This is a genomic window from Pseudomonas sp. S60 (assembly GCF_016647865.1).
Lineage (GTDB): Bacteria > Pseudomonadota > Gammaproteobacteria > Pseudomonadales > Pseudomonadaceae > Aquipseudomonas > Aquipseudomonas parafulva.
In genome coordinates this window covers 1-10,762 of record NZ_JACVVH010000084.1, presented here as the reverse complement: position 1 = coordinate 10,762, position 10,762 = coordinate 1, and the positions used below count along the sequence as shown (strand labels likewise).

The window sequence follows — 10,762 nt, the reverse complement described above, 5'->3', positions numbered from 1 at the left end:
TGAACACCTCAAAAATTGGATAGGTGTCCAACTTTTGTGGGGCAGTCCAGGTCTCTGGAAAATGCCGGAAAATGCTATTCCTGTGGGAGCGAGTTCACTCGCGAAACTGCACGGCTGATCAGTCAGGAATACGCAGCACCTGCCCCGGGTAAATCTTGTCCGGGCTCGATAGCATGGGCTTGTTGGCCTCGAAGATCTTCTGATACTTGTTGGGGTCGCCATACACCTTCTTGGAAATGGCACTCAACGTGTCGCCCTTCTCCACCGTCACAAAACGCGCAGCCTGCGCCGCAGGCCCGGTAACCGTGATCTGGTCTTCAACGCTGGCCACCCCATGGATGTTGCCCGCCGCCAGGATGATCTTTTCTTTCTCCTCCTGGCTGGCCACCTCGCCCTTCAGGATGACCTTGTCGCCCTCCACTGTGGCAGTGATATTGGGGTTGCCCAGGCCGACACTTTCCACGTGCTTCTTCAACTGCTCCTCGGCATTGGCGTTGCCTGGGGTCAGCAGATCGATCAACTTCTCGCCTGCTTCCTTCACAAAGCTGAATAGACTCATGACGCTCTCCTTGTTGACGTGAAACCGTTGGACACTGGAGTCTAGGTCAAGACTCAATCTGCCGCTGCACTGCGACCAATCGACGCGGTCTATCAATGCATAGACCCTAGCAATTAGACGGCGCCAGCCTGCAAGCCTAGGCTTGTGGCCTCAGAATGCCGCCGATTGCGTCGATCAAGAGCAAGCCCCGATGACCAGCAAGCCCCCGTTCTGCGCGGCCTCATCAACTTTGGCCATGCCCGCTGCCAGCAACACCTACGATTACGTCCAGCTGGACGACGGCCAGCGTGACAACACCCCCCTGGCTGAAGAAGTGGCCCTGGCCATTGTCTACAACGGCCTGAACCAGGCGGTGATGCTGGTAAGCCCCACCGACCTGGAAGACTTTGCCGTCGGTTTCAGCGTGGGCAGCGGCATTGTTGAAAGCACGGCAGAAATCTATGACGTCAAGTTGTCGGGCAGCGGCGCATCGTTGTACGCCGACCTGGAAATTTCCAGCCGCGCCTTCTGGAACCTGAAAAACCAACGCCGCCAGTTGGCCGGCACCAGCGGTTGCGGCCTGTGCGGGGTCGAGGCGCTGGAGCAGGCGCTGCCAGAACTGACCAAACTGCCTGGCGCCCCCCTGCCACCAGCTGATTGGCTGGTGAACCTGCGCAAGCGCATCGATGTGTTTCAGCCATTGGGCCAGCACAGCGGCGCGGTGCATGCGGCGCTGTTCATGGACCGGCACGGCGAACTGTTGATGGGCCGTGAGGACATTGGCCGGCACAACGCCCTCGACAAACTGATCGGCGCCCTGCTGCGCCAAGGCATCGACAGCCAGGGTGGCCTGGCCATCGTCACCAGCCGCTGCAGCCTTGAACTGATCCAGAAGGTCCTGCGCGCCGGCATCCAGACCCTGATCAGCCTGTCCGCCCCCACCGGCCTTGCCCTGCAATGGGCGCGCAAGCACAACCTCAACCTTATCCACCTGCCCAAACACAGTGCACCGCGGGTGTATAGCCCCGCGGCGGAGTCGTAAAAGTCGTGAGCTCGTACCAGCATCTACCGGACAACGCCCCAGCCTCCCCTCCACGCTACAAGCCCTACCACGGCCCCGCCGGCGGCTGGGGAGCGCTGCGCAGCGTGGCCAAGGCCTGGGTTGGCAGTGACAACGCGCTGAAGAACATTCGCGCACTGCTCAAGACCAACCAGAACGGCGGCTTCGACTGCCCGGGCTGCGCCTGGGGGGATTCCCCGGAAAGCGGCATGGTGAAGTTCTGCGAAAACGGCGCCAAGGCGGTGAACTGGGAAGCCACCAAGCGCCGTGTCGACGCCGCCTTCTTCGCCCGCTACAGCGTTACTTCGCTGCTGCAGCAAAGCGATTACTGGCTGGAGTACCAAGGCCGCCTGACCGAGCCGATGGCGTACGACGCCGGCAGCGACCGCTACCAGCCCATCAGCTGGGACGCTGCCTTTGCCTTGATCGCCCGCGAGCTGAACAAGCTGGCCACCCCCGACCAGGCCGAGTTCTACACCTCCGGCCGGGCCAGCAACGAGGCGGCCTACCTGTACCAACTGTTTGTGCGGGCCTACGGTACCAACAACTTCCCCGACTGCTCGAACATGTGCCACGAGGCCAGTGGCGTAGCGTTGGGGCAAAGCGTGGGTGTGGGCAAGGGCACCGTGACCTTCGACGATTTCGAACACGCTGACGCCATCTTCGTGTGGGGCCAGAACCCCGGCACCAATCACCCGCGCATGCTCGACCCGCTGCGCGATGCGGTGAAGCGCGGCGCCCAGGTGGTGTGCATCAACCCCCTGAAAGAGCGCGGCCTGGAACGCTTCCAGCACCCGCAAAACCCGCTGGAAATGCTCACCAACAGCGATCGGCCTACCAACACGGCATTCTTCCGCCCGGCGCTGGGCGGCGACATGGCGATGCTGCGCGGCATGGCCAAGTTCGTGCTGCAGTGGGAGCGCGAGGCCAAAGCCAACGGTGAACCCGCCGTGCTGGACCATGCCTTCATTGCGCAGCACGGGCATGGCATTGAGGATTACCTGGCCGTGGTCGATGCCACCCCGTGGGAGCACATCCAGGCCCAGGCCGGGCTGCCACTGCACGACATCGAGCTGGCGGCCCGCATGTACTGCCGCAGCAAGCGGGTGATCATGTGCTGGGCCATGGGCATCACCCAGCATCGCCATTCGGTGCCCACCATCCAGGAACTCGTCAACCTGCAGATGCTGCGCGGCAACATCGGTGCCCCAGGCGCAGGCCTGTGCCCGGTGCGTGGCCACAGCAACGTGCAGGGCGACCGCACCATGGGCATCAACGAGCGCCCACCGGTGGCGCTGCTCGATGCCCTTGAAAAGCGGTTTGGCTTCCCGGTGCCTCGCCACAATGGCCACAACACCGTCGAGGCCATCCACGCCATGCTGGACGGGCGTGCCCGGGTGTTCATCGGCCTGGGCGGCAACTTTGCCCAGGCAACCCCGGATACTGAACGCACCGCCAAGGCGCTGCGCAACTGCGAGTTGACCGTGCACATCAGCACCAAGCTCAACCGCAGCCACCTGGTGCATGGCAAGCAGGCGTTGATTCTGCCGTGCCTGGGCCGCACCGATATCGACCTGCAGGCCGACGGGCCACAGGCCGTTACGGTGGAAGACTCGTTCAGCATGGTGCACGGCTCGAACGGGCAGCTCAAACCCCTGTCTTCGCAGATGCGTTCAGAACCTGCCGTTATCGCCGGCATCGCGGCCGCCACCTTGGGCAAGCGCCCGGTGGACTGGCACTGGCTGGTGGCTGACTACGACCGTATTCGCGACCTGATCGCTGACACCATCCCGGGCTTCACCGGCTTCAACCAGCGCATGCGCCACCCGGGCGGCTTCTACCTGGGCAACAGTGCGGCCACCCGCGACTGGAAAACCGCCACCGGCCGCGCCAACTTCAAGGCCAACCTGCTGCCAGACACCCTGCTGGATGAACGCGTACGGGCCAGCGGCCAGGCGCCGGACCTGATCATGCAGTCGATGCGCTCGCATGATCAGTACAACACCACCATCTATGGCCTGGATGACCGCTACCGGGGCGTGCGTGGCCAGCGCGACGTGCTGTTTGCCAACGAAGCGGACATCATCCGCCTGGGCTTCCAGCCGGGGCAGAAGGTGGACATCGTGTCGTTGTGGGGCGATGAGCATGTGCGCCGTGTGCGCGGGTTCACCCTGCTGGCGTTCGACATACCGGCAGGGCAGGCAGCGGCGTATTACCCCGAGGTAAACCCGCTGGTACCGCTGGAGAGCATTGGCGATGGCAGCCATACGCCCACGTCGAAGTTCATCGCCATCAAGCTGGAACGGGCCGAAGACAACGGCCGGATTGTGTAATGCCGTAAATGAAAAAGCCCTGTTCCGGTGAGGTTCAGGGCTTTGTCATAAAGGTCTATGACCGCCAAAAACAGTTTAAGTTTCATAGCCAATTCAACAACTTACAGAATTGTGTACAACTCGTGCAGCTCGTCGGATTTACGTTGCCAGCCACGCAGGTTACCCGCAAATTCGCCTCGTCTTAACTCTGAGGCTCTCTTGATGAAGAAGTACTCCTCGATTCTGTTGTTGTCTTTCAGCTTGCTCAGCGGCGTTGCCATGGCAGGCGGCACCACCGAGGCCGGCATTGGCGGCGCATTGGGTGGGGTACTGGGCTCAGTCGTTGGCCAGTCCATCGGTGGTAGCACCGGTGGGGCCATCGGCGCGGGCCTGGGCGGCGCGGCAGGCAGCGCGGTAGGTGCCGACAAGCGCCAGCGCGGTGAGGCGGCCATTGGCGGCGCACTGGGTGCAGCAGGCGGCAACGTGGTTGGCCGCTCGGTGGGCGGTACCACCGGTAGCTACATCGGTGCAGCCGCGGGCGGCGGTGCCGGCGGCGCGCTGGGTAACTACATGGGTAACAAGGCCGACCAGGACGACCGCCGCGACCACCGCCGGTACCGTCGCGACTACGACGACCGCCGTCACTGGGACCGCGGCCCGGGCCCAGGCCCGCATTACGGCCACCGCAAGCATGGCCGCCATCGCCACCCTTGATGGCTCAGCCAGGCCGCACTGCAGAAGCCCCGCCCTCATGGCGGGGCTTTTTCGTCAAGGCTGTACCAGCAGCGCCGAAAACAGCGTGTGCAGCGGCTGCGGCAATGCAACGGGCTGGCCGCTGGCGCGTTCGATGAACACCTGCACCACTGTTCCTGCAGCGCAGGCCTGGGCTTCGCCAGGGCGGTATAGCGCCAGGCGATACTCCACCGTACTGCCAGCCAGGCGCGCCACGCCCAAGCCCACCTCCAGCACATCCGGAAACGCTGGCAAGGCGTAGAAGTCTGCCGAAGCGCTGACCACGAAAGCGGCCAGCTCACCGTCCCGCAAGTCCAGTTCAGCTTGCTCCACCAGGAACGCCTGAATGGCAGCCTCGAAATAGCCATGCACGGTTGCGCCGGCAATGTGACCGTTAACGTCATTGTCCTGGGGGCGGGTAAGCACAGGGTGGAAGTGGGTGAAGGCGGTGCGCAGAGGGGGTTGGATCATCGGGCTGGCTCATGTCTTGGCAAGGGATGCAGACAGTGAAACAGAAATCCAAGGTAAAAATCAGGGCCGCAAAGCGGCCCCGGATAGTGCGGTACTGCCCTGGTCAGCTTACAGCTGAGGGCCAGCAGCCTTGATGGCGTCGGACACTTCAAACTTCTTGAAGTTTTCGATGAACAGCTTGGCCAGGCCTTTTGCGGCCTCGTCGTAAGCTGCTTTGTCCGCCCAGGTGTTACGCGGGTTCAGCAGCTCGGTGTCGACGCCCGGAACAGCCTTGGGCACGTCCAGGTTGATGATGCCCAGGTGCTCGGTTTCGGCACCCACCAGCGCACCGCTCTGGATGGCAGCGATCACCGCACGGGTGGTCGGAATGTTGAAGCGTTTGCCCACGCCGTAGCCACCGCCGGTCCAGCCGGTGTTCACCAGGTAGACTTTGGAGTTGAAGCCCTTGATGCGCTTGATCAGCAGCTCGGCGTACTCGCCAGCCGGGCGCGGGAAGAACGGCGCGCCGAAGCAAGTGGAGAAGGTCGACTTGATGCCGCCGCCCGAACCCATTTCAGTGGAGCCAACCAGCGCGGTGTAGCCGGACAGGAAGTGGTAGGCCGCCTGCTCGTTGTTCAGGATCGACACCGGCGGCAGAACACCGGTCAGGTCGCAGGTGAGGAAGATCACCGCGTTGGGCTCGCCGCCCAGGTTGGCCTCGGAGCGCTTGGCAACGTGCTCCAGCGGGTAGGCAGCGCGGCTGTTCTGGGTCAGGCTGACGTTGGTGTAATCGGCATGCTTGTTGTCGTCGATTACCACGTTTTCCAGCACGGCGCCGTGCTTGATGGCCTTCCAGATAACCGGCTCGTTCTTCTCCGACAGGTCGATGCACTTGGCATAGCAACCGCCTTCGATATTGAACACCACGCCCTCACCCCAACCGTGCTCGTCGTCACCGATCAGATAACGGCTTTCGTCGGCAGACAGGGTGGTCTTGCCGGTGCCGGACAGGCCGAAGAACAGGGTGACGTCGCCGTTTTCACCGATGTTGGCAGCGCAGTGCATTGGCAGCACGTCGGCAGCCGGCAGCAGGAAGTTCTGCACCGAGAACATGGCTTTCTTCATTTCACCGGCGTAACGCATGCCGGCGATCAGTACTTTCTTCTGGGCGAAGTTGAGGATCACGCAACCGTCGGAGTTGGTGCCGTCACGCTCGGGTACGCACTCGAAGTTGGCAACGTTCAGCACTTGCCACTCATCACGGCCAGCAGGGTTGTACTGCTCCGGGTTGATGAACAGGCAACGGCCAAACAGGTTCTGCCAGGCAGTCTGGGTGGTCATCTTCACCGGCAGGTAGTGGTCGGCTGCCGCACCTACGTGAACGTAGGAAACGAAGTGATCCTGGGCGTTGTTGAACGCCTCGACGCGGTCCCACAGGGCATCGAACTTGTCGGCCGGGAACTTGCGGTTGATCGGGCCCCAGGCGATGGCGTCCTGGGTGGAAGGTTCTTCGACGATGAAACGGTCAGCCGGGGAACGGCCGGTACGGTGGCCCGTCTCCACGACCAGTGCACCAGTATCGGCTAGTACGCCTTCACCGCGTTGCAGCGCTTCTTTTACCAGCTCATCGACGCTCAGGTCGGTGTACACGGTGTTGTTGGCTTGCGTCATGAGATACCCCATCCGGCCCGAGGCCGAGTGCTCCAAACGTTTTGTAGTCGTCTCGAAAAAACTACTACAGCGAAAAAAGTGGCCGGATTATGCCAGAAACGCCCAAAAAAAGTAGGCCCCTCCTGTCAGAACCGAGCTTTTGCGCAATTCGACAGGAGATTCTCCTGTAGTGAAACGTTTCAGTGGCGAGTTTCTGAGGCCACGTCCGTGCCGCCACCCGCAAAGAGCTGTGCGACATCGTTGGCATCGAAGAAATAGCGCTGGTTGCAGAACTGGCAATCGATCTCCACCGTGCCGCCACATTCTTCCACCAACGCCTTGGCGTCTTCTTCGCCAAGGCTGACCAGCGCATTGCCGGAACGTTCGCGCGAGCAGCTGCAGTTGAAACGCAGCGGCTGCACATCGAACAGGCGCACGGCATCTTCGTGGTACAGGCGGTGCAGCAGGGTTTCGTTATCCAGCGCCCACTCGTCGGCTTTCAGCGTGCTGGCCAAGGCGACCACATGCTGCCAGCTTTCTTCACGCTCTTCGTCATCGGGTTGGCGATCACGCGGCAATTGCTGCAGCAGCAGGCCACGGGCCTTGCCGCCTTCGGTATTCAGCCAGAACCGCGTATTCAGCTGCTGGGACTGAACAAAGTAATTGGTGAAACACTCCGACAGGTTGGCCCCGTCGAGGTCCACGGTACCTTGGTAACGCTGGCCCTTGACCGGGTCGATGGTCAGGGTCAGGTGCCCGTCGGGCATCAGCTGGGCCAGGGTGGCGTCGGAGGCGATCTGTTCGGCTTCGTAACGAGCCATGCCGCGGATATCGCGCTCGCCCGAGCACTCCACCATCAACAAGGGGATGGGGCCGGCAGAACGCGCCTGCAGAATGAGCAGGCCATCGAACTTGAGCGCGCCAACCAGCAAGGCAGTGGCGGCCATCAGCTCGCCCAGCAACGCCTGCACGGGCTCGGGGTATGGGTGACGCGCCAGCACGGCGGCGTAGCTGTCATCGAGAGACACCCACTCGCCGCGCACGTCGCGCTCGTCGAAGATGAAACGTTGGGTGAAATCGGTATCTGGCAAATCGCTCATGGGTGTCTGGCTATCTGAAAATGATGACAAAATGATTGCGGAGAATTACAAATCCCGCCGTGGGGCGCCTTCGGGCGCTCATTTCCCTATTAGGAGATAGAGGTATCTTATGGACAATCGACCACTGTTCCAAGCGAGGTGGTCCTGGGGACCCTTGGTAGCGTGCACGCTACTGCCCATCGCACTACTGTGTTTCTGGTTGTGGCCTGTTGGCCAGAGCCTGTGCCTGGCATTCGACGAATGGCTGTTCCATACCCTGAACGCGCCGCTGGCCGAGAACACTACCTGGCGTTACATCTGGACCGTGGGCAGCTTGCGCCCGTTCGACATCGTCGTGGGCCTGATCCTGCTGGCGGCGCTGATTCGTGGCAACTGGGTGTTCAAGGCCGTGCAGGTTCGCCAGGCGTTTTTCGGTTTTCTGGTCACGCTACTGCTCTTAGTGGTGATTCGTGCGCTGTTTTCCAAGTGGGTGGACGCAGCTGGCTGGCAGCACAACAGCCCGTCGATGATGTTCGACAGCGCTGTGCACCTGAGTGACTACTACCCCAACCTGGAATCCTCCTGGGAACTGAAAGACCGTTCCAGCAAGAGCTTCCCGGGCGATCACGCCTCGGTGCTGCTGATCTGGGCGCTGTTCATGAGCGTGTTCAGCCGCCGCATTGGGCAATACCTGGTGATCTGGGGCCTGGCAGTGCTGTTCATGTTGCCACGCCTGGTGGCGGGCGCCCACTGGGGGCAGGACGACTACATCGGTGGCCTGCTGATGGCTGTGCTGGCACTGGGCTGGAGCCTGTACACACCGCTGGCCGCCCACAGCACTGCGGCGCTGGTGCGTTGGACCGCGCCGCTGTTCAGGTTTGCGGCCAGGTTGCCGCTGATCAACAGGCTGGCGGTAGTGCGCTAGCGTGAAGGGGGCCGCCTGGCGGCCCCTTCAGTCAAAATTGCCATGCAGCTGGTGAATCTGCCGCCGCTGCTTCTTGGTTGGCCGCCCGTCGGTGGTCACGCCTACTGCCCCGGCCTTGCGCAATTCGGCCGCCTGCTCACGGCGGCGGATGCTGTCTTCAGTTTCGGCATACAGCGTCTGCGCCTCTGGTGCACCACGGCGCACGCTCGAAAGCGCTTTCACCACCACGGTGCGCTCATCGAACCCGGTGCGCAGCACAAACTCGTCACCCACCCGAGGCTCCTTGCCCGGCTTGCATCGCTCGCCACGGCAGTGCACCTTGCCGCTTTCGATGGCCGCCTTGGCCAGGGCGCGGGTCTTGTAGAAGCGCGCAGCCCATAGCCATTTGTCCAGGCGAACCTTGTCGTCATCTTCGACTTTCTGTGCCATCCCCATACCTCGAATACTGTGTTTCACGGAACTGTACTACCGTAACCATCGGATGCAAAAAATCCCCGCCGTGCTTACAGTTCACTACCTCATCCGCAGGGTGCGTTTTGTGAAGACATTTGATCATCTGACTGTAATCGGCCTGCGCGAATGGGTCGCCCTGCCCGACCTGGGCGTGGCGGGGTTGCGCGCCAAGATCGATACCGGTGCAAGCACCTCCAGCCTGCATGCAACCGACATCGAGCCATTCGAACGCAATGGCGAGCCATGGGTCCGATTTACCGCGCACCTGGGCACGGTGGTGCAGTTGCGTCACCGCCGCTGCGAAGCCCCACTGGTGACCCGAAAAACCATCAGAAGCTCCAATGGCCATGCCCAGACGCGCTATGTGATACGAACGTCGCTGGCGCTGGGTGACAGGGTGTGGGCGGTGGAATTTACCCTGGCCTGCCGCAAGAGCATGCGCTACCGCCTGTTGCTAGGGTCCAAGGCGTTGGTCCACGGCCAGCTTGTGGTCAACCCTGGCGTTAAATATGTGCAGGACAAACCGGCCTTTCCGGCCACCCTCTCTTCATTAACAGGTGCTGCATGAAGATCGCTGTGCTGTCGCGCAATCCGCGTCTGTATTCCACCCGCCGCCTGGTCGAAGCCGGTACCCAGCGTGGCCACGAAATGGTAGTGATCGATACCCTGCGTGCCTACATGAACATTGCCAGCCACAAGCCGCAGATCCACTACCGCGGCAAGCCACTGGAAGGGTTCGATGCTGTCATTCCGCGCATTGGGGCATCGGTCACGTTCTACGGCTGTGCCGTGCTGCGGCAGTTCGAGATGATGGGGGTCTACCCACTGAACGAGTCGGTCGCCATCGCCCGCTCGCGGGACAAGCTGCGGTCGCTGCAATTGCTGTCACGGCGCGGCATCGGCCTGCCGATCACCGGCTTTGCCCACTCGCCAGACGACATCCCCGACCTGATCCAGATGGTCAACGGCGCGCCGCTGGTGATCAAGGTGCTGGAGGGCACCCAGGGCATCGGCGTGGTGCTGTGCGAGACAACCCAGGCGGCCGAGTCGGTGATCGAAGCGTTCATGGGCCTGAAACAGAACATCATGGTTCAGGAATACATCAAGGAGGCTGGCGGCGCCGACATTCGCTGCTTCGTTGTGGGCGACAAGGTGATTGCTTCGATGAAACGTCAGGCCAAGCCAGGCGAGTTCCGCTCCAACCTGCACCGGGGCGGCGTCGCCAGCCTGATCAAAATCACGCCTGAAGAGCGGATTACCGCGATTCGTGCGGCCAAGGTGATGGGCTTGAGCGTGGCGGGTGTGGATATTTTGCGTTCCAACCATGGGCCGCTGGTGATGGAGGTGAACTCATCGCCGGGGCTGGAGGGCATTGAAGTGACCACCGGCAAGAACGTGGCCGGCATGATCATCGAGCACCTGGAGAAGAATGGCGGGCCCAACCAGACCCGGACCAAAGGTAAAGGTTGATGCAAGCCTGTACCGGCCTCTTCGCGGCTGAAGCCGCTCCCACAGGATTACCGCAGCCTTCAGGTTTGTGCAGTACCTGTGGGAGAACGTGGC

Annotated in this window: 11 protein-coding genes; 6 read left to right on the top strand and 5 right to left on the bottom strand. The window is 62.0% G+C overall.

The features are described from left to right. Positions 1 to 118: 118 nt before the first annotated feature. Entirely contained in the window at positions 119 to 559 is a 441-nt protein-coding gene (gene lysM / locus IAE33_RS23965; RefSeq protein WP_201165660.1) for a peptidoglycan-binding protein LysM, read from the bottom strand. Positions 560 to 749: 190 nt separating this feature from the next. Between lysM and fdhD the strand changes: the two genes are divergently transcribed. The 3 genes from fdhD to IAE33_RS23950 all read left to right on the top strand — a co-directional run bounded on the left by fdhD (position 750) and on the right by IAE33_RS23950 (position 4,624). Further along, a complete protein-coding gene (gene fdhD / locus IAE33_RS23960; RefSeq protein WP_201165658.1) occupies positions 750 to 1,580 on the top strand; it encodes a formate dehydrogenase accessory sulfurtransferase FdhD in 831 nt (276 codons plus the stop codon). A gap of 5 nt (positions 1,581 to 1,585) precedes the next feature. Next, on the top strand, positions 1,586 to 3,931 hold the full coding sequence (locus IAE33_RS23955) for an FdhF/YdeP family oxidoreductase (RefSeq protein ID WP_201165657.1): 2,346 nt from the start codon (positions 1,586 to 1,588) through the stop codon (positions 3,929 to 3,931). A 201-nt stretch (positions 3,932 to 4,132) separates the two neighbouring features. Continuing rightward, positions 4,133 to 4,624, top strand: a complete 492-nt coding sequence (locus IAE33_RS23950) for a glycine zipper domain-containing protein (protein ID WP_028635346.1) — start codon at positions 4,133 to 4,135, stop codon at positions 4,622 to 4,624. Positions 4,625 to 4,678: 54 nt separating this feature from the next. On the opposite strand, the gene IAE33_RS23945 is transcribed toward IAE33_RS23950, so the two are convergent. The 3 genes from IAE33_RS23945 to hslO all read right to left on the bottom strand — a co-directional run bounded on the left by IAE33_RS23945 (position 4,679) and on the right by hslO (position 7,842). Then, positions 4,679 to 5,113, bottom strand: coding sequence for an acyl-CoA thioesterase (locus IAE33_RS23945; RefSeq protein WP_201165654.1), 435 nt, complete (start codon positions 5,111 to 5,113; stop codon positions 4,679 to 4,681). Between the two features lie 108 nt (positions 5,114 to 5,221). After that, positions 5,222 to 6,763: a phosphoenolpyruvate carboxykinase gene (locus IAE33_RS23940; protein ID WP_201165653.1), complete on the bottom strand. Its 1,542-nt coding sequence runs from the start codon at positions 6,761 to 6,763 to the stop codon at positions 5,222 to 5,224. Positions 6,764 to 6,942: 179 nt separating this feature from the next. Further along, positions 6,943 to 7,842, bottom strand: coding sequence for an Hsp33 family molecular chaperone HslO (hslO, locus tag IAE33_RS23935; RefSeq protein WP_201165652.1), 900 nt, complete (start codon positions 7,840 to 7,842; stop codon positions 6,943 to 6,945). 109 nt (positions 7,843 to 7,951) lie between these two features. Here hslO and IAE33_RS23930 point away from each other — a divergent pair, with 109 nt between their 5' ends. Further along, the gene (locus IAE33_RS23930; protein WP_028635350.1) at positions 7,952 to 8,746 is read left to right on the top strand and encodes a phosphatase PAP2 family protein; all 795 of its coding nucleotides are present in this window, start codon (positions 7,952 to 7,954) and stop codon (positions 8,744 to 8,746) included. Positions 8,747 to 8,773: 27 nt separating this feature from the next. On the opposite strand, the gene IAE33_RS23925 is transcribed toward IAE33_RS23930, so the two are convergent. After that, positions 8,774 to 9,175, bottom strand: coding sequence for an RNA-binding S4 domain-containing protein (locus tag IAE33_RS23925; RefSeq protein WP_201165651.1), 402 nt, complete (start codon positions 9,173 to 9,175; stop codon positions 8,774 to 8,776). Between the two features lie 109 nt (positions 9,176 to 9,284). On the opposite strand from IAE33_RS23925, the gene rimB reads away from it, so the two are divergent. After that, positions 9,285 to 9,767 carry a retropepsin-like aspartic endopeptidase RimB gene (gene rimB, locus IAE33_RS23920; RefSeq protein WP_028635352.1) on the top strand — a complete coding sequence of 161 codons (483 nt, stop codon included), beginning with the start codon at positions 9,285 to 9,287 and terminating at the stop codon, positions 9,765 to 9,767. Further along, positions 9,764 to 10,669, top strand: coding sequence for a 30S ribosomal protein S6--L-glutamate ligase (gene rimK, locus IAE33_RS23915; RefSeq protein ID WP_012316721.1), 906 nt, complete (start codon positions 9,764 to 9,766; stop codon positions 10,667 to 10,669). Before rimB ends, rimK begins: the two co-directional genes overlap by 4 nt. The last annotated feature ends 93 nt before the right edge of the window (positions 10,670 to 10,762 follow it).

Coding starts and splice junctions, on each gene's coding strand:
- lysM (WP_201165660.1), bottom strand. CDS start 559: ATGAGTCTATTCAGCTTTGTGAAGGAAGCAGGCGAGAAGTTGATCGAT.
- fdhD (WP_201165658.1), top strand. CDS start 750: ATGACCAGCAAGCCCCCGTTCTGCGCGGCCTCATCAACTTTGGCCATG.
- rimK (WP_012316721.1), top strand. CDS start 9,764: ATGAAGATCGCTGTGCTGTCGCGCAATCCGCGTCTGTATTCCACCCGC.
- IAE33_RS23930 (WP_028635350.1), top strand. CDS start 7,952: ATGGACAATCGACCACTGTTCCAAGCGAGGTGGTCCTGGGGACCCTTG.
- hslO (WP_201165652.1), bottom strand. CDS start 7,842: ATGAGCGATTTGCCAGATACCGATTTCACCCAACGTTTCATCTTCGAC.
- IAE33_RS23925 (WP_201165651.1), bottom strand. CDS start 9,175: ATGGCACAGAAAGTCGAAGATGACGACAAGGTTCGCCTGGACAAATGG.
- IAE33_RS23950 (WP_028635346.1), top strand. CDS start 4,133: ATGAAGAAGTACTCCTCGATTCTGTTGTTGTCTTTCAGCTTGCTCAGC.
- IAE33_RS23940 (WP_201165653.1), bottom strand. CDS start 6,763: ATGACGCAAGCCAACAACACCGTGTACACCGACCTGAGCGTCGATGAG.
- IAE33_RS23945 (WP_201165654.1), bottom strand. CDS start 5,113: ATGATCCAACCCCCTCTGCGCACCGCCTTCACCCACTTCCACCCTGTG.